Source organism: Streptomyces sp. NPDC058697 (assembly GCF_042715345.1).
Taxonomy (GTDB): domain Bacteria; phylum Actinomycetota; class Actinomycetes; order Streptomycetales; family Streptomycetaceae; genus Streptomyces; species Streptomyces liliifuscus.
The window spans coordinates 1-17,084 of the sequence record NZ_JBHXSU010000017.1 but is presented as its reverse complement, the minus strand read 5'-3'; the positions used below and the strand labels follow the sequence as shown (position 1 = coordinate 17,084).

17 protein-coding genes are annotated in these 17,084 nt (G+C 70.4%); 7 read left to right on the top strand and 10 right to left on the bottom strand.

Going from position 1 to position 17,084, the window contains the following annotated elements; translation table 11 throughout:
• Nucleotides 1-49: 49 nt before the first annotated feature.
• From ACFWXQ_RS32055 to ACFWXQ_RS32030, 6 genes are all read right to left on the bottom strand, one after another.
• Nucleotides 50-1,234 carry a serine hydrolase domain-containing protein gene (locus ACFWXQ_RS32055; protein WP_383955084.1) on the bottom strand — a complete coding sequence of 395 codons (1,185 nt, stop codon included), beginning with the start codon at nucleotides 1,232-1,234 and terminating at the stop codon, nucleotides 50-52.
• A 75-nt stretch (nucleotides 1,235-1,309) separates the two neighbouring features.
• On the bottom strand, nucleotides 1,310-1,759 hold the full coding sequence (locus ACFWXQ_RS32050) for an organic hydroperoxide resistance protein (RefSeq protein ID WP_383955072.1): 450 nt from the start codon (nucleotides 1,757-1,759) through the stop codon (nucleotides 1,310-1,312).
• Between the two features lie 102 nt (nucleotides 1,760-1,861).
• Nucleotides 1,862-2,293: a MarR family winged helix-turn-helix transcriptional regulator gene (locus ACFWXQ_RS32045; RefSeq protein WP_383955086.1), complete on the bottom strand. Its 432-nt coding sequence runs from the start codon at nucleotides 2,291-2,293 to the stop codon at nucleotides 1,862-1,864.
• A gap of 97 nt (nucleotides 2,294-2,390) precedes the next feature.
• Nucleotides 2,391-3,173 (bottom strand): energy-coupling factor ABC transporter ATP-binding protein, encoded by a 783-nt coding sequence (locus tag ACFWXQ_RS32040; RefSeq protein WP_383955074.1) that lies wholly within the window; start codon nucleotides 3,171-3,173, stop codon nucleotides 2,391-2,393.
• Entirely contained in the window at nucleotides 3,161-3,922 is a 762-nt protein-coding gene (gene cbiQ, locus ACFWXQ_RS32035) for a cobalt ECF transporter T component CbiQ (protein ID WP_383955076.1), read from the bottom strand. Before cbiQ ends, ACFWXQ_RS32040 begins: the two co-directional genes overlap by 13 nt.
• A gap of 1 nt (nucleotide 3,923) precedes the next feature.
• Nucleotides 3,924-4,973, bottom strand: a complete 1,050-nt coding sequence (locus tag ACFWXQ_RS32030; RefSeq protein ID WP_383955078.1) for an energy-coupling factor ABC transporter permease — start codon at nucleotides 4,971-4,973, stop codon at nucleotides 3,924-3,926.
• Nucleotides 4,974-5,151: 178 nt separating this feature from the next.
• Between ACFWXQ_RS32030 and ACFWXQ_RS32025 the strand changes: the two genes are divergently transcribed.
• Nucleotides 5,152-5,493 carry an SsgA family sporulation/cell division regulator gene (locus tag ACFWXQ_RS32025; protein ID WP_143638925.1) on the top strand — a complete coding sequence of 114 codons (342 nt, stop codon included), beginning with the start codon at nucleotides 5,152-5,154 and terminating at the stop codon, nucleotides 5,491-5,493.
• Nucleotides 5,494-5,618: 125 nt separating this feature from the next.
• Here ACFWXQ_RS32025 and ACFWXQ_RS32020 read toward each other — a convergent pair whose 3' ends face one another.
• Nucleotides 5,619-7,322 (bottom strand): penicillin-binding transpeptidase domain-containing protein, encoded by a 1,704-nt coding sequence (locus ACFWXQ_RS32020; RefSeq protein WP_383955080.1) that lies wholly within the window; start codon nucleotides 7,320-7,322, stop codon nucleotides 5,619-5,621.
• A gap of 125 nt (nucleotides 7,323-7,447) precedes the next feature.
• Nucleotides 7,448-9,088, bottom strand: coding sequence for a penicillin-binding transpeptidase domain-containing protein (locus ACFWXQ_RS32015; protein ID WP_386269711.1), 1,641 nt, complete (start codon nucleotides 9,086-9,088; stop codon nucleotides 7,448-7,450).
• Nucleotides 9,089-9,498: 410 nt separating this feature from the next.
• Here ACFWXQ_RS32015 and ACFWXQ_RS32010 point away from each other — a divergent pair, with 410 nt between their 5' ends.
• Together ACFWXQ_RS32010 and ACFWXQ_RS32005 are read left to right on the top strand one after the other, a co-directional pair.
• Nucleotides 9,499-9,972 carry a DUF6232 family protein gene (locus tag ACFWXQ_RS32010; RefSeq protein WP_383954913.1) on the top strand — a complete coding sequence of 158 codons (474 nt, stop codon included), beginning with the start codon at nucleotides 9,499-9,501 and terminating at the stop codon, nucleotides 9,970-9,972.
• Complete coding sequence (locus tag ACFWXQ_RS32005) at nucleotides 9,969-10,283, top strand: hypothetical protein (RefSeq protein ID WP_383954915.1); 315 nt, start codon at nucleotides 9,969-9,971, stop codon at nucleotides 10,281-10,283. Before ACFWXQ_RS32010 ends, ACFWXQ_RS32005 begins: the two co-directional genes overlap by 4 nt.
• A 221-nt stretch (nucleotides 10,284-10,504) precedes the next feature.
• On the opposite strand, the gene ACFWXQ_RS32000 is transcribed toward ACFWXQ_RS32005, so the two are convergent.
• Both ACFWXQ_RS32000 and ACFWXQ_RS31995 read right to left on the bottom strand, forming a co-directional pair.
• Nucleotides 10,505-10,915 carry a hypothetical protein gene (locus ACFWXQ_RS32000; protein ID WP_383954916.1) on the bottom strand — a complete coding sequence of 137 codons (411 nt, stop codon included), beginning with the start codon at nucleotides 10,913-10,915 and terminating at the stop codon, nucleotides 10,505-10,507.
• 70 nt (nucleotides 10,916-10,985) lie between these two features.
• On the bottom strand, nucleotides 10,986-12,728 hold the full coding sequence (locus tag ACFWXQ_RS31995) for a dolichyl-phosphate-mannose--protein mannosyltransferase (RefSeq protein ID WP_383954918.1): 1,743 nt from the start codon (nucleotides 12,726-12,728) through the stop codon (nucleotides 10,986-10,988).
• 62 nt (nucleotides 12,729-12,790) lie between these two features.
• Here ACFWXQ_RS31995 and rsmI point away from each other — a divergent pair, with 62 nt between their 5' ends.
• The 4 genes from rsmI to ACFWXQ_RS31975 all read left to right on the top strand — a co-directional run bounded on the left by rsmI (nucleotide 12,791) and on the right by ACFWXQ_RS31975 (nucleotide 16,947).
• A complete protein-coding gene (gene rsmI / locus ACFWXQ_RS31990) occupies nucleotides 12,791-13,645 on the top strand; it encodes a 16S rRNA (cytidine(1402)-2'-O)-methyltransferase (protein ID WP_383954920.1) in 855 nt (284 codons plus the stop codon).
• Between the two features lie 243 nt (nucleotides 13,646-13,888).
• Complete coding sequence (locus ACFWXQ_RS31985) at nucleotides 13,889-14,344, top strand: hypothetical protein (protein ID WP_383954922.1); 456 nt, start codon at nucleotides 13,889-13,891, stop codon at nucleotides 14,342-14,344.
• A gap of 164 nt (nucleotides 14,345-14,508) precedes the next feature.
• On the top strand, nucleotides 14,509-15,408 hold the full coding sequence (locus ACFWXQ_RS31980) for a TatD family hydrolase (protein WP_383954924.1): 900 nt from the start codon (nucleotides 14,509-14,511) through the stop codon (nucleotides 15,406-15,408).
• 141 nt (nucleotides 15,409-15,549) lie between these two features.
• Nucleotides 15,550-16,947 carry a ubiquitin-like domain-containing protein gene (locus ACFWXQ_RS31975; protein ID WP_383954926.1) on the top strand — a complete coding sequence of 466 codons (1,398 nt, stop codon included), beginning with the start codon at nucleotides 15,550-15,552 and terminating at the stop codon, nucleotides 16,945-16,947.
• The last annotated feature ends 137 nt before the right edge of the window (nucleotides 16,948-17,084 follow it).

Here is a 17,084-nt window from a genome sequence, read left to right as displayed (position 1 = left end):
AGCCACAACTCGCCCGCACCCGACACGGAACCGCCCGAGGCACCCCCGACTACAACGCGGCGCGAAGCGCCCGTACCAGGGCCTGGGCTCGGGGATCCGCCGTCACCGTCTTCGTGAAGCCGTTCGTGACGTAGCCGAAGGCGATGCCCGACTCGGGGTCGGCGAAGCCGAGGGAGCCGCCGCGGCCCGGGTGGCCGAAGGAACCGGCGTCCAGGAAGGGGGAGGCCGAGCCATGGAGCATGTAGCCCAGGCCGAAGCGGGTGTTGATCACCAGGACCCGGTCCGGCCCGGCGGACTCCTCCGCGCGGGCCGCCGCCAGCGTCCCGGGCGTGAACAGCCGCGGCCCGCCGCCCACTTCACCGATCAGCGAGGCGTAGAACCGGGCCAGCCCCTCCGCCGTCGCGATCCCGTTCGTCGCGGGCAGCGCGGCCGCCCGATACGCCGGGTCGTTCTGGTCGGGGAACGGCGTGATCGCGGCGAAGGCCCGAAGCGTGAGCGAGGCCGGATCGTCGTAGGCCTCGGCGACCGACCGCTTCGGACGCGACCGCAGACCCCCGGCGTTCCCCGGCGCCTCCACCCGGCCGGCCACACCCACCCGGCCGGCCTCCGCGGCGGGCAGCCCGACCCACAGATCCGCGCCCACCGGCCCGGCGATCTCCTCGGCGATCCAGTCCCCGACACCACGGCCCGTGACGCGCCGCACCAACTCCCCGACCAGCCAGCCGTACGTCAGCGCGTGATAGCCGTGATCGGTGCCCGGCTCCCACACGAGACCCTGGCGCGCGACCGCCTCGGCACCGCGCAGGGGGTCCAGCGCCTCCTCGGGCGTCAGCGGCAGATCCAGGACCGGCACCCCGGCCCGGTGCGACAGCACGTGCCGCACCAGCACCCGCTCCTTGCCCGCCGCCTTGAACTCGGGCCAGTACTCGCCCACCGGAGCGTCCAGGTCCAGCAGCCCCCGCTGGTGCAGCAGAAGGAGTGCGGCCGCGGCAACGCCCTTGGTGGCCGAGCGCATGATCTGGGCGGTGCCACGCTCCCAGGGCGCCGAATCCGCCCTGCCGTCGACATCCTTCGTACCGTCGACGTCCTTCGTGCCGGCCCACAGGTCCACGACCCGGCGTCCGTCCCGGTACACGGCGACGGCCGCGCCCCGCTCCCCGAGCACCTCGAAGTTCCGTACGAACGCTTCCCCGACCGGCTCGAAGCCCTCGGCCACAGTGCCGTTCACGTCCACGTCCGTGCTCCGTTCCGTTCGCTCCACAGCCAGTGGATGCAACACCCACCCACCGCCCGCGATTCCGGTGCCGCGTCAGCCCAGCAGAATCGTGACCTCGATGTTGCCGCGGGTCGCGTTCGAGTACGGGCAGACCTGGTGGGCGGCGTCCACGAGCTTGGACGCGACCTCCTGGTCGAGGACCGGCAGCGAGACGCTGAGGGCGACCGCGAGGCCGTAACCGCGCTGCTTGTTGGGGCCGATCCCGACCTTCGCCGCGACCGTCGAACCGGTCAGGTCGAGGCCCTCGCGGCGGCCGACCAGGACCAGCGCGTTGTGGAAGCAGGAGCTGAAGCCGGCCGCGAACAGCTGCTCCGGGTTGGTGCCGTCACCGTCGCCGCCCAGGGCCGGAGGCATCGCGACCTTCAGCTCCAGCTGGCCGTCCTGGCTGGTCACATACCCTTCGCGGCCCCCGTGTGCGGTGGCCTCGGCCACGTACATGATCTTCGTGGGACGGCTGTCGAGCTCAACAGCGGCGTCGGTCATGGATCGCCTCACCCCCAGGCACGCGCGAACGCGGAATCAGAGCGCAGAAACAGAGTGCACAAGCACATCGCACACAATGTATCCAGCGATTCCGGCCACTTATTACTTGGGGGTAGAAACCGTCGGTAACATCGAGGTCAGCCGCCGGAGATCCTCGCGCAGCCGCTGCATCTCGTCCGTCGTCAGCCGCGTCCCGGCCAGCAGCGCGGACGGCACGCACTCCGCGCGCTCCCGCAGCTCCTCGCCCCGCCCGGTGACCGTGACCAGCACCGACCGCTCGTCCAGCGCGGAGCGCTCCCGGCGGACGAGACCGGCCGACTCCAGGCGTTTGAGCAGCGGCGACATGGTCCCGTAGTCGAGCCGCAGGGTCCCGGCCAGCTCCTTGACGGTGAGCTCGCCGCGCTCCCAGAGGACGAGCATGACCAGGTACTGCGGATAGGTGAGCCCGAGCGCTTCGAGGAGCGGACGGTACGCGCCGGTCACGGCACGCTGGGCCGCGTACAGCGCGAAGCACAACTGGTCGTCGAGCAGCAGCGAACCGGCCGGCGCGCACTCGTCGGGCGAATCCGCCGCCGGACCCCCGTCGGGCGAACCCGTCGTCGGAACCTCTTCGTTCGTCACGCGCCCATTGTCACGCGCCCATGGTCACGGAGCGCGGGTCGAAGCCGAACGGCAACTCCAGCCGGTGCTCCCGCATCAGCTCGTCGTCCGACAGCAGCTCGCCGGTCCTGCCGTCCGCCGCGATCACGCCGTCGCTGAGGATCAGGGCACGCGGGCACAGTTCGAGGGCGTACGGCAGATCGTGCGTGACCATGAGCACGGTCACGTCCAACGACCGCAGGATGTCGGCCAGTTCGCGCCGCGAGGCGGGGTCGAGGTTGGACGACGGCTCGTCGAGGACCAGGATCTCCGGCTCCATCGCCAGCACGGTCGCGACCGCCACCCGGCGCCGCTGCCCGAAGGAGAGGTGGTGCGGCGGACGGTCGGCGAAGGCCTCCATCCCGACCCGCTCAAGGGCGGTGCGCACCCGCGCCTCCAGCTCGGGACCCTTCAGCCCGGCAGCCGCGGGCCCGAACGCCACGTCCTCGCGCACGCTCGGCATGAACAGCTGGTCGTCCGGGTCCTGGAAGACGATGCCGACCTTCCGCCGGATCTCCGCCATGTGTTTGCGGCCGACGGGCAGCCCGGCCACCGTCACGCTCCCGGCGCCGCCGGTCAGGATGCCGTTGAGATGCAGTACGAGGGTCGTCTTGCCGGCGCCGTTCGGCCCGAGCAGCGCCACGCGCTCGCCGCGGCCGACGGTGAAGTCGACGCCGAACAGGGCCTGATGGCCGTCGGGGTACGCGAAGGCGAGCCCGGAGACCTCCAGGGACGGGACGGCGGACGGGATCGAAGGTGCGGTCACAGGGTCCATCCCAACAGACACACGACGAGGGCGGCGGACGGCAGGGCGAGCGCGTACGACCACTGCGCCCGGGACGCGGTCACCTCATCGATGACCGGCATCGAACCGGCGTACCCCCGGCTGATCATGGCGAGATGCACCCGCTCCCCGCGTTCGTACGAGCGGATGAAGAGCGCGCCCGCGGACTTGGCGAGGACGCCCCAGGACCGGACACCGCGGGCCTCGAAACCGCGCGACTCCCGCGCGATCTTCATCCGCCGCATCTCGTCCGCGATGACGTCCCCGTAGCGGATCATGAAGGACGCGATCTGTACGAGGAGTGGCGGCAGCTTCAACCGCTGGAGCCCCAGCAGCAGTTCACGCAGTTCGGTCGTCGAGGCGAGCAGGACGGACGCGGCGACGCCGAGCGTGCCCTTGGCCAGCACGTTCCAGGCGCCCCACAGCCCGTTCACGCTCAACGACAGGCCGAGTACGTCGACCCGCTCGCCCTGCGCCACGAACGGCATCAGCACCGCGAAGGCCACGAACGGCACCTCGATCAGCAGCCGCTTCAGCAGGAAACCGGCCGGGACACGGGCCGCGTACGCCACACCCGCCAGCAGCAGCGCGTACAGCCCGAAGGCCCACATCGCCTCGCGCGGGGTCGAGACGACGACCAGCACGAAGGCGAAGACGGCGGCGAGCTTGGTGTGCGGCGGCAGGGCGTGCACGGGCGAGTGCCCGTGCCGGTAGAGCCGGTGCGCGTGTCCCGCGCCCATGTCAGACGGATTCCCCGATCTGCGAGGGCGAGGTCTCGGACGTACGACGCTTGCGTACGGCCCAGAAGACACCCGTGCCGGCGGCGACCGTGACGCCCACGCCGATCACGCCCGCGAGGCCGCCGGAGATCCGGGAGTTCGTGAGGCCCTCGACGCCGTAGTCGGCGAGCGGGGAGTCGGCGGCGGCGTGGTCCTCGACCTTGGCGTCGATGCCCTTGTCGGCGGCGACCTTCTCCAGGCCGTCGGGGTTCGCGGAGGCGTAGAAGCTGACGAAGCCCGCGAGGACGAGGGAGGCGGCGAGGCCCGCCAGCCACACCGGGCGGTGCGACCGCGCGGCGACCGGGACGGGCTCGGCGGCGGGTGTGTCCACCAGCTCGCCGCCGACCCGCAGCTTCAGCGGCGCGGTCAGCCCGCGGGCCCCGTACACGAGGTCCGGTCGTACGGCGATGACGGCGCCGACCGTGAGCGCGGTGATCGCGGCCTCACCGATGCCGATCAGGACGTGGACGCCGACCATCGCGGTGAGGACCTGCCCGATCGGGACGTCCGTGGTGCCGCCGATCGCGTAGACCAGAGTGAAGGCCGCGGCGGCGGCCGGCACGGAGATCACGGCGGCGACGAACGTCGAGACGGTAATGGACCGGCGCTTCTTGGGAAGGAGTTTTACAAGGCCGCGGAAGACGGTGTACGCCACGACCGTCGTGACCACCGCCATCACGGTGATGTTCACACCGAGCGCGGTGAGCCCGCCGTCGGCGAAGAGGATGCCCTGCATGAGGAGCACGACCGAGACACAGAGGACCCCGGTGAAGGGGCCCACGAGTATCGCGGCCAGCGCGCCTCCGAGCAGATGTCCGCTGGTCCCGGCCGCGACCGGGAAGTTGAGCATCTGCACGGCGAAGATGAAGGCGGCGACGAGACCCGCGAGCGGTGCGGTGCGCTCGTCCAGTTCGCGCCGGGCGCCGCGCAGGCTCACTGCGACAGTCGCCGCGGCGACCACTCCGGTGGCCACGGACACGGGGGCGTTGATGAAACCGTCGGGGACGTGCATGAGGGCTCCGCTTCCGGGGGCAGGCCGGCTGGCTATAACCGTTCGATGATAGTGGCTTAATGCGAACAGCTTGCAAGAGCGAGGTGACCTCGAATAATCCGGGAGCGCATTTCGGAAAATATGCGACATTGGAGAGGAAGCAGCTCAAACACGGAGCAGCTCACAGAGGGAGCGATCGATGTCCGCCGTCGAGCAGTACGCGCGCGCCCACATCGTGACGGACGCGGCGCAGGATCCGCCGGCCGTTCCGGTGGCCCTTCGATACGACCCGGAGGCCGACCCCCGACGGGTGCACATCATGCTGCCCGGCCATCACGAGTGGGTTTTCGCCCGCGACCTGCTGGAACAGGGGCTACGGGCTCCGGCCGCCGCCGGTGACGTACGCATCTGGCCGTGCGGGCGGGTTCAGGCCGTCATGGAGTTCCACTCGCCGAAGGGAGTGGATGTCGTGCAGTTCGACACGAGGACGCTGATCCGCTTCCTGCGGCGTACGTATACGGCCACCCCCGTCAGCAGCTGACAGGGGGGCCGTTGGGGGTGCGGGTTCGGGTGCGGGTTCGTTGTGGCTGGTCGCGCAGTTCCCCGCGCCCCTAAAGGCTGCGCCGTTCCCCGCGCCCCTAAAGGCTGCGCCGTTCCCCGGGTTCCCTATGAGGCGCTGCCTGCCTTCAGTAGGGCCGCTACGATCGGGCCCGCCGCTTCGCCGCCGTGGCCGCCCTGCTGGACTACGCCCGCGGACGCGAGGTCGCCCTTCCAGGCGGTGAACCAGCCGTTGGGCTTCTTCTGGCCGTCGACCTCCGCGGAGCCGGTCTTGGCGCCGAAGTCGGGGCCGAGACCGGCCATGGCCTCGGCAGCAGTGCCGGCCGCCGCCGTGTACTGGAGGAGCTCCTTGAGCTGGGCCTGCGTGTCGGCCGACAGGGAGCGGGACGCCTTCGCGAGCGTGCGCTTGTCGACCGTCGGGGCCACCAGATAGGGCTGGTGGAAGGTGCCGGTCTTGGCGGTGGCGACGACCGACGCCATGTTCAGCGGGTTCATCCGGACCCCGCCCTGGCCGATCAGCGAGGCCGCCATCTGGGCCTGCGACTGGACCGGCACCGAGCCGTCGAAGCTCGGCACGCCGATGGCCCAGTTGTCCATGCCGAGCCCGAACACCTGCTGGGCCTGCTTGGTCAGGTCGTCGTCGCTCAGCTCCTTGGCCTGACTGATGAAGGCCGTGTTGCAGGAGCGCGCGAAGCTCGCCTTGAACGTGCCGTCCTTGATCTCGAACTTGTCGTCGTTCTGGAACTTCCAGCCGCCGTACGTCGAGAACTTGGGGCAGGGGTGTTCCTTGTTCGTCGACGCGAGCCCCTTGTCGATGAGCAGCGACGCCGTGATGATCTTCATCGTCGAGCCGGGGGCCAGGGAGCCCTGGAAGGCGGTGTTGAAGCCGTGTCCGGCGTTCGCGACCGCCAGGATCTCGCCGGTGGACGGCCGGATGACGACGGCCGAGGACTTCGCCTTCTTGGCCACCTGCTGCTCGGCGGTCGCCTGGAGGCCCGGGCTGAGCGTCGTACGGACCGTGCCCGGGGTGCCCTTGCTCAGCTCGAACAGCGTCTTGTCGGGGGTCTCGTCGGAAGCGGTCTTGGCGGAGCCCTCGGCGTCCTTCGACCCGGCCTCGGCGCGGATCACCCGCAGCTCGATGCCCGCCTTGCCGCCCGCCGTCTTGCCGAACTTCTCCCGCAGGCCGTCGAGGACCGTGCCGAGCGAGGGGTACTTGGCGGTGGTCAGCTCGCCGCCGTCCCGGTCGAGCGCCTTCACCGGCGGCGTCCCGGCCTCCCCGGTGACCAGCTTGTCGCCGTCCTTGAGGTCCGGGTGCACGACCGCCGAGTGCCAGTCGACCAGCGGCTTGCCGTCCTTGGCGCGACGGACGACGGTGAGCTCGGACTCGTACGCGAGGGGCTTGGTCAGGCCGCCCTTGTACGCGACCGTGCCCTTGACCGAGAACGGGACGGCGTCACCGGAGCGCTTCTTGGCGGTGAGCGTCACATTCTTGATGTACGCCTCCTTGCCGTAGCCGGTGAGGAGCGTGCGGGCCGCCGCCGTGTCGTTCGTGGCGGCCGCGGCGGTCGTGACATCGCCGCTCTGCCAGGCCGTGAGGAACGCCGTGGCCGTCGACTTCACCTCGGTCGCCGACAGTGGGCCCTTCTTCACGGGCTTCGCGTCGGAGGCCGAGTTCGAGTCGTCGGCCGCGGCCCCGCCCCCGTACAGGGCGTAGACACCGAACCCCGCGCCGCCCACGACAACGGCGATCATCCCGCCGATGACGGCGGGTTTCGTCCTGCCACGCTCAGGCGCGCGCCTTCTGTTCCCCACGGCTTCCGTTCCTCCGCTGCTTCCCCGGTTACCTCACGGTCCCCTACAAGAACGAGAGTCACCACCCTAGAGTCCCGCCCTGTGAGGGTGAGTTCGAACACCTGTGAAGCGGTGCCCCCTCGTGCTCAGCCCCCCGCCCGCAGGACCTGGGCCACGATCGGTCCTGCCGCGTCGCCGCCGTGGCCGCCCTCCTCCGTCATGGCGGCGGCCGCGACATCGTTGCGGAAGCCGGTGAACCAGCTGTCGGAGGTCTTCTGCCCGTCGACCTCGGAGGAGCCGGTCTTGGCGCCGATGTCCCCGCCGAGCCCGCGCATGGCCTCCTGGGCGGTGCCGCCGGTCGCGGTGAGCCGCATCATCTGCTTCAGCTGGGCGGCGGTGCCGCTCGACAGGCCGCGCGCGGTGGCCAGTTGGCGGTTGTCGAGCTTCGGCGACACGACGAAGGGCTGCCGGAACGTGCCCGTGATCGCGGTCGCGGTGACCGACGCCATGTTCAGCGGGTTCATCTGGACCTCGCCCTGGCCGATCGCGTTGGCCGCGCGGTTCGGGCCGCCGGAGGCGGGGACGCTGCCGTCGAAGGAGACGATCCCGGTCTTCCAGTTGTCCTTGCCCAGGCCGAACCGCTCCTGGGCCTCCGTCGTGAGCGACTCGTCCGTGAGGGGCTTCTCGTCGGTGCCGTCGACGAGCTTCACGAAGGCCGTGTTGCACGAGCGCATGAAACTGTTGGCGAGCGAGGCGCCCTCGTTGGGCTGCATGCCCTTGAGGTTGTGGAACTTCTGACTCATCCAGACCGCGTCGGGCGGACAGGGTGCCGGGCTGTTCATCGAGGTCACGCCGTTGTCGATGAGCATCGCCGCGGTGACGATCTTCATCGTCGAGCCGGGTGCGACCCTGCCCTCGAACGCCGCGTTGAACCCGTCCTCGCGGTGGTTCGCGATCGCCAGCACCTCCCCGGTGCTGGGCTTCACGGCGACCACCGACGACTCCGCGAACCGCGTGACCGCCTTCTCCGCCGCCGCCTGCACGTTCGCGCTGAGCGTCGTGCGCAGCTTGCCGGCCTCGCCCTTGGCGAGGGTCACCAGCGAGGTGTCTCCCGCCTCCTCGCTCTCGTGCCGGATCGCGAGCTCGACACCGGGCGTGCCGCCCGCCTTGTCGCCGTACTTGTCGCGCAGCGAGTCCAGGACCGGCCCGAGGGACGGGTACTTCTCCTTGGTCAGGACGACGCCGTCCCGGTCCACAGCCTCGATGGGCGGGCTCGCGGCCTCGCCCGTGACCAGGGTGTCGCCGGTCTTCAGATCCGGGTGCACGACGGACGGCTGCCAGTCGACCAGCGCCTTGCCCGTGGTCTTCCCGCGTACGACGGTCAGTTCGCTCTTGTACGCGAGGGGCTTGCTCTTCCCCTCGTACGACACTGTCGCCGACACCGAGTAGGGAACGGTCGTGCCCGCCGGCGTACCGGGCGTGATCTTCACCTTGGTGATGTGCGCCTGGCCGCCGTAGGCGACGAGCAGGGGCCCGGCGGCCTGCGCGTTGTTCGTCTCCGCCGCGGCCGCGGCCGCCTCACCCTTCGCCCAGGCCGCGAAGAACTTCTTGCTGGTCTCCTCGACCTCGTCCCCCGACGGCGGCCCGGTCTTCTTCTCCGCCGTGGTCCCGGCCGAGCCGCTGTCGCCGCTGACAGCGCTGACTATGTTGTACGCGCCGTACCCGGCGCCCCCCACCATCACAGCGAACACCCCGCCCACAATGGCGGCCTTGGCCCCGTTGCGCATCGCGCGTTCCCCTCCCCGTCCCCGTGAACCTTTCTGAACACGTTCAGAAAGGTGTCCATGCTGGCACTGTATGCGGGCGGAGTGGCGGCTGGGGCGGCAGTCCTCAGAAGTTTTCCGAACAGAGACGAGGGCTGCGACGCGGTTCACATATGTGACCGCTGGTGCCTGTGTCGGTGCCTGCGGGTGTGCCTGCGCGTGCCTGTGGCTTTGCGTGCGCGTGTGCGACCTCGGAACGGTCGACGCCAATGGGAAACCAGTCAGGAAGCGACCGACTTCGTCGCCACGCCCTCAATATCGGATCACCATTCTTTTTGCGGTTCACCGATTCCCTCCGTGTGTTTGAGTGTCGTGCTTCGCACCGAAAACGAGGGGGACGAGTGGGGTATTCGCGCGGGATTACAGAAGTCCAAGTGAGCAAGGGCGCCCTGTGGGTTGCTTCGGACACCTATCCGTTGCGCAACATCGCCAGAACGTCGATGCGGGAAATCGAGCCCGACTACGCCAAGGCCAAGGCCGAGTTCGTGAAAAAGCTGGTGCTCCAGCTGCTCCTGGTGTTCGCGGGGCTCGCACTGATGTCGGCATCCGCGTTCATCGGGTTCCTGCTGCTGATCGTCGGTGCCGGGCTGATCGCCCGCGCCTATCAACGGCTTCAGAAGGTACTGAACGCCCCGACCCTGTACGTACTGCAGATCACGACGTCGGGGTCCCCGCAGACGGCACTGACAAGTGACGACAAGGGACTGATGGACAAGATTTTCCACCAGCTCATGGAAGCGATGGATAACCCGGAAATCCAGTTCCACTACGAAATGCCGACCTACAACATCAACGGCGACAGCATCTACCAGTTCGGCGACCACAACACGGGACAGGTGACCAGGTGACCGGCGACAGCGTCATGCAGTTCGGCAACTTCAACATCGGAATGGTCAAGAGCCAGGGCCCGGTGGACCAGCGAGCGGCCCACGAACAGATGATCAACGCGGTACTGGCCATCCGGGCACACGTCTCCGAGCCGGACCGCACGCTGATCGACAACACCCTGGGCATCCTCGACACCGACGGCCCCGTGGACCGCCAACGCTTCCGCCAGGCCCTCGGCACCATCGGCGGAATCGCGGCGCTGCTGGGGGCGACGGGGGCACCGGTGATCGAGGCGATCGGGGGTGTGATGGAGGCGTTCGGCCTGAGCTAGCCACAGACCCCGGGCCCCGGCCCGACGCAGACGTCCGGCCCGGAGCAACCGCTCACCGACGCCTCCACATCCGCTCGCCGCCGGCACTCCACGCTCGACACAGTGCTCCTGCCCCGCCACCACAGGGCAGGAGCACTGTCATGTCGGCTCCACCCGGTCGACCCAGGTGTACGGGAGGACGGCCCGCAGCCACGGACGCTCGATGACCTGGCCGCCGCGGCTCAGCCCTGGCGACAGCGGGCAATGAGCTGTGAACCCTCAGCGCTGAGCAACTGCGGCATGAGCCGACGCAGCGCAGCCGCATGCTGATGGACCCGCTTGAGCGTGGCCCGCCGCGTCGGGGCCGAGCGGGGAACGTCCTGAGCGGGACCGCATCCGCTCGCGACGTACAACTCATCGAGCCATACTCCCCTGGCCCTCACGCCGTCCGATGCGACCGGGGTGACCAGCGTCGTCACCACGGGCTCGTGCCCGTCCAGGAACCAGACCCTCACGTCCAGGCCGGCGCCATGGAAGAGAAGCCCATTGTCAGTGGGCTCCGGACCCGAAAAGCCGACGTCCTCCACCAGGAAAGCGAACTCGACGCCCACCTCCGCCCGGAAGGCCTCGGTCGGATCCCCTCGGTTCCCCATTCTCTCGATACTCCGAGATCGTCAGCCCCGGCGGAAGACCCGAACCCGGCGAACCTTCGCGGTCACGGCACTAGACCCACGTATCCAGCCACATCCGTGACCGCCAACTGTCGATCGGGATGGCTTCGCCGGTGTAGATCGGCCAGAAATAGATGAAGTTCCAGGCGATCAGCAGGACCAGGACTCCCGCTGTGGCCGCGCCGACGACGCGGCGGCGCTCCGTCGAACCGGGAGGGCCGAGGATGGCGCCGATCATCATGGCGACCGCCAGGCAGAGGAAGGGGAGGAAGACGACGGCGTAGAAGAAGAAGATGGTGCGTTCCTGGTACAGGAACCAGGGGAGGTAGCCGGCGACGACGCCGCAGGCGATCGCGCCCGCGCGCCAGTCGCGGCGGAAGAGCCAGCGCCACAGGACGTAGAGGACCGCGAAGGCCGCCGCCCACCAGAGCATGGGCGTGCCGAGGGCGAGGACCTCTCGGGCGCACTTCTCGCCCGCGTCCGTCGGGCAGCCGTCCTTGCCGGGCAGCGGGGACTCGTAGAAGTACGAGACCGGGCGGCCGGTGACGATCCAGCTCCACGGGTTCGACTGGTACGTGTGCGGGGAGTGCAGGCCGACGTGGAAGTCGTACACCTGGGTCTCGTAGTGCCACAGGCTGCGCCACCAGTCGGGGAACAGCCAGGACCAGTCGCTGGTGCGGCCGTCGGCCGTGGCCCAGTCCCGGTAGTAGCCGCCCTTGCCGTTGGTCGCGGACAGGAACCAACCCGTCCACGACACGATGTACGTGGCGATCGCGACCGGGACCGTGGAGAGGAACGCCCAGCCCACGTCGTGCTTGAGGACCGCGAGGTGGGGGCGGCGGGCGCCCGCGACCCGGCGGGAGCCGACGTCCCACAGGACCGTCAGCAGACCGAACGCGACGAGGAAGTACAGGCCGTTCCACTTCGTGCCGATGGCGAGGCCGAGCAGAAGTCCCGCCGCCAGGCGCCAGGGGCGGCGGCCGAGGAGCGTGTCCTCCGCGACGCGCGGGTCCGGGCGTACGAGGCCGTCGGCGTCCGGTGGGAGCGCGGCGGCGAGGCGTTCGCGGACCTTGTCGCGGTCGATGAGCAGGCAGCCGAAGGCCGCGAGGACGAAGAACATCAGCACCTGGTCGAGCAGCGCGGTGCGGCTCATCACGAAGTGCAGGCCGTCGACGGCCATCAGCGCGCCCGCCAGACAGCCCAGGAACGTCGAGCGGAAGATACGGCGGCCGATCCGGCACAGCATCAGCACGGACAGCGTGCCGAGCACCGCCGTCATGAACCGCCAGCCGAACGGCGTGAACCCGAACATCCACTCGCCGAGCCCGATGACGTACTTTCCGACGGGCGGATGGACCACATAGGCGGCCTCCGTCGGGATCTTGACGTTGCCGCCGTTCTGCAGGATCAGCTCGTTGGCGTTCTTCGCCCAGTTGACCTCGTACCCGCGGTGGATGAGTGCCCAGGCGTCCTTGGCGTAGTACGTCTCGTCGAATATCACCGCCTTCGGGCTGCCCAGGTTCCAGAACCGCATCACGCCCGCGATCAGCGTGACGAGCAGCGGGCCGCCCCACGCCGACCAGCGGACGAGGCGTTCCGCGGCCTCCCTGCGGAGTCCGATCGCAGCCCACAGCCGGGGGCTGGGCTCGGTGTACGCGGGCACCAGGCGTTCGCGGACATCGCTTCTGGGCGGGGCCGTGTAGCCGAACCGGCGCAGCCGTTGTTGCCACGACGGTCGCTGGTCTTCGACGCCCTGTCCCTGCCGGGTGTCCGTGGAGGACGCGGTACTGGTCACCGCGCCATCGTAGGGAACAGGTCTGTGTGAGTCCCGCGGGCCGCCCCTGCGAGGATGGAACCGTGACAGGAACCCTTGTACTCGCAGGCACGCCCATCGGGGACATCGCGGACGCACCGCCCCGGCTGACGGCCGAGTTGGCGGGGGCCGACGTCATCGCAGCCGAGGACACCCGGCGGCTGCGGCGGCTGACGCAGGCCCTGGACGTACAGCCGTCCGGGCGGGTCGTCTCGTACTTCGAGGGGAACGAGACCGCGCGTACGCCCGAGCTGGTCGAGGCGCTGGTGGGCGGGGCGCGCGTGCTGCTCGTCACGGACGCCGGGATGCCGTCCGTGTCCGACCCGGGATACCGGCTCGTGGCCGCCGCGGTGGAGAAGGACATCAAGGTCACGGCCGTTCCGGGACCCTCCGCGGTACTCACCGCGCTCGCGCTGTCCGGGCTGCCCGTCGACCGCTTCTGCTTCGAGGGATTCCTGCCGAGGAAGGCCGGCGAGCGGTTGTCGCGGCTGCGGGAGAACGAGGTCGAGCGGCGCACGCTCGTCTACTTCGAGGCGCCGCACCGCCTCGACGACACACTCGCCGCGATGGCCGAGGTGTTCGGCGCAGACCGGCGGGCGGCCGTCTGCCGCGAACTGACCAAGACGTACGAGGAGGTCAAGCGCGGGCCGCTGGGCGAACTCGCCGCCTGGGCCGCCGAAGGGGTGCGCGGCGAGATCACCGTCGTCGTGGAGGGCGCCCCGGAGATCACCGAGTCGCTCGACCCCGAGGAACTGGTGCGCAGGGTGCGGGTGCGCGAGGAGGCGGGTGAGCGGCGCAAGGAGGCGATCGCCGCCGTCGCCGCCGACGCGGGCCTGCCCAAGCGCGAGGTCTTCGACGCGGTCGTCGCCTCGAAGAACGCGGCGCATCCGAACCCCTGAGCCCCCGAGCCCACGAGCGGGGTTCCGCGGTCCGAACCCTTGAGCGGGTCGCCGCGTCCGACCCCATGGGCGGGCAAAGGACGATCGCGAAAAGCAAAGCTCAGACCGTGTTCTGAGGGCGCTCCGACAAGGAAAGGCCAAGACGGCTCCAACACTCGACAGGTCTGGTGCGCATCGGCCTGCGGAGGCGTCCACTGGTTGAAGGACGCACCCGTCCTCGTCCAGCGGACAAGAGGAGCTGGCATGAGTGAGATCGCAGGTCAGACCGGGCAGATCACTGGAGATCCTGGCCACCGCACCACGGCGACCGCCATAGTCCACGAGTCGTACTCCTTCGCCTGCATGCGCTGCGGGCACGGCTGGGAGCAGTCGTACGAGATCGAGCACCACCTCGACGCCGAGGGCACCGAATTCGTCATGTACGTGGCCGACGGCCGGGTCGTGCCGTCGCCGCTGAGCCGGCCCAGCTGCCTGAACTGCGACGGCCATGTCGTCCGCATCATGCGCGCGGGGCAGGTCTCCTCGGCGCAGAACTCGCTGCGGCGGCCGACGCCCGTACGGCAGCGGAAGGCCCCGGACGCCGAGACCCCGGAGACGGCGGAGGTCGAAGGAAACGCGGAGCGGTCAGCGGGCGAGGAGCGTCACCACTGGCACCTCTCCGATCTGCTGCACCCCTTCCACCACCGCAAGGCGAGCTGATCCCCCGGTCTGCCGCCCGATGCCGGGCCCCACGTCCAGCGGCCTCCCCCCGCCTCCCGGACCGTGGGGCCCGGCATCGCCCTTCCCGGGACCTCCCGGGGCCTCCGGACCTCCGAGACCTCCCGGGGCCCCCTTCGCCGGACCGGGCTTCGTAGGATCGGGGCATGCCTTCCAACGCCGAAGCCCCGCCCCCGCCGACTCCCCTCCGGGTGCCGGTCGCCGACTCGCACACCCACCTCGACATGCAGTCCGGCACGGTCGAGGAGGGCCTCGCCAAGGCCGCGTCGGTCGGTGTGACCACGGTCGTCCAGGTGGGCTGCGACCTGAAGGGCTCGCGCTGGGCCGCCCGGACCGCCCTCGACCACGAGGCCGTCCACGCGACCGTGGCGCTGCACCCGAACGAGGCCCCCCGGATCGTGCACGGCGACCCTGGGGGCACCTCCCAGCCCCCTGGGGCTGGGGGAGGCTGGTCCCGGCAGGGCGCGCGGCAGCCCGGTGGCGACGGCGCGCTGGACGAGGCGCTCGCCGAGATCGACCGGCTCGCCGCCCTTCCCCAGGTCAAGGGCGTCGGCGAGACCGGCCTCGACTACTTCCGTACGGGACCCGAGGGCAAGGCCGCCCAGGAGAGGTCCTTCCGCGCCCACATCGAGATCGCCAAGCGGCACGGCAAGGCGCTGGTCATCCACGACCGCGACGCCCACGCCGACGTGCTGCGGGTCCTCAAGGAGGAGGGCGCCCCCGAGCGGACCGTCTTCCACTGCTACTCCGGGGACGCCGCCATGGCGGAGATCTGCGCCCGCGCCGGCTACTACATGTCGTTCGCCGGGAACATGACCTTCAAGAACGCCCAGCCGCTGCGCGACGCCCTCGCCGTGGCCCCGCTCGAACTGGTCCTCGTCGAGACCGACGCGCCCTTCCTCACCCCCGCGCCGTACCGCGGACGGCCCAACGCGCCGTATCTCATTCCGGTCACGGTCCGCGCCATGGCCGCCGTTCGAGGGCTGGACGAGGACGCGCTGGCGACGGCGATCTCGGCGAACACGGCCCGCGCGTTCGATTTCTGAGCCGTAACGACCGGCCCGCTCGCGGGGGTCCGACCGGGGGACACCTCGCGACACAGCGTAGTCGCGCTGCTTTGGAGAGTGACGAACGCTCCGCTAGGTTCCTCTGGCCCGATCCGGATCGGATCCCTGGAGCGTGTCGTAGTGAGCAATTCGCAGTACGAGACGTATGGCCCGACGTACGAGATCCCTGAGCCGTACGGTCACGGACACCCGGACATGGACGCGGTCCCGGACATGGACCCGGACACGTACCGGCCCGCGTACGAGGACGTGAGGGGGGGTGCGGGCGGGAGCAGGGGCCGTGGCGGGAGCGGTACCGAGTACGCCCCCGACGGGTGGCGCGGGCCGGAGGCTCCGACCCTGCCCCGGCAGGTTCCGCCCACGCTGGAGATGCCGCTGCCCGGTGGCCGGGCCGAAGCCCGGCGGGCCGCCCGGCGGCGCCGGAGCGCCGAGCGGCCCGACATGCGCCGGCTGCTGCCGCAGGCGCTGGTCGTGGCGTTCCTCGCGGGCGGCACCACCGCGTTCGTCGCCGACGACAAGGCGATCGAGCTGAACGTCGACGGGAAGCCGCGCACGCTGCACACCTTCGCCGACGACGTGACCGAACTCCTCGCCGACGAGGGCGTCGAGATCGGCGCGCACGACATCGTGGCGCCCGGCCCCGGGGCCGCGCTGACCAGCGGGGACGAGGTGGCCGTGCGGTACGGGCGGCCCGTGCGCCTCACCCTCGACGGGCAGCGGAGCAGGGTGTGGACCACGGCCCACACCGTGGACGGCGCGTTGCGGGAGCTCGGGGTGCGTGCGGAGGGCGCGTACGTGTCCGTTCCGCGCTCCCGGCGGATCGGGCGGGAGGGGATCGCCCTCGACGTCCGTACCGAGCGGACCGTGACGGTCATGGCCGACGGGCGGGCGCGTACGGTCCGGACGAACGCGGCGACCGTCCGCGAGGTCGTGGCGGACGCCGGGATCACGCTGCGCGGGGAGGACACCACGTCCGTGCCGCCCGGGAGCTTTCCGCGGGACGGGCAGACCGTGACCGTCATGCGGATCACCGCCACGCAGGAGGTCCGCGAGGAGCCGATCCCCTTCGAGGTGCGGCGCACGGAGGATCCCGGGTTGTTCCGGGGGACGGAGGTCGTCGAGCGGGTGGGGCGGGCGGGGGTGCGGCGCGTCACGTACGCCCTCCGTACGGTCAACGGGGTGAAGCAGCGGCCTCGGCGGTTGGGGGGCGAGGTGGTGGAGCTGCCGCAGGCGCAGGTGGTGAAGGTGGGAACGAGGCCGCTTCCTGCGTCCGTGCAGGGGGCGGACGGGCTTGACTGGCAGGGGTTGGCGCACTGTGAGTCGGGTGGGCGGCCCGGGGCGGTCGACTCCTCCGGCACGTACGGGGGGCTCTACCAGTTCGACGCCCAGACCTGGCGCAGCCTCGGCGGCTCCGGGCGCCCCCAGGACGCGCCTGCCGCGGAACAGACCTTCCGAGCGAAGAAGCTGTACGTCCGGCGGGGGGCAAGCCCTTGGCCGCACTGCGGGGGGCGGCTGTAGGGCTGAGGGTGCGGGTGCGTTGTGGCTGATCGCGCAGTTCCCCGCGCCCCTAGGTACCTAGGGGCGCGGGGAACTGCGCAGTCTTTTGGGGGTTCGGGGGCGGAGCCCCTGAGTAAGGGACGGGAATGGGTAGGGGC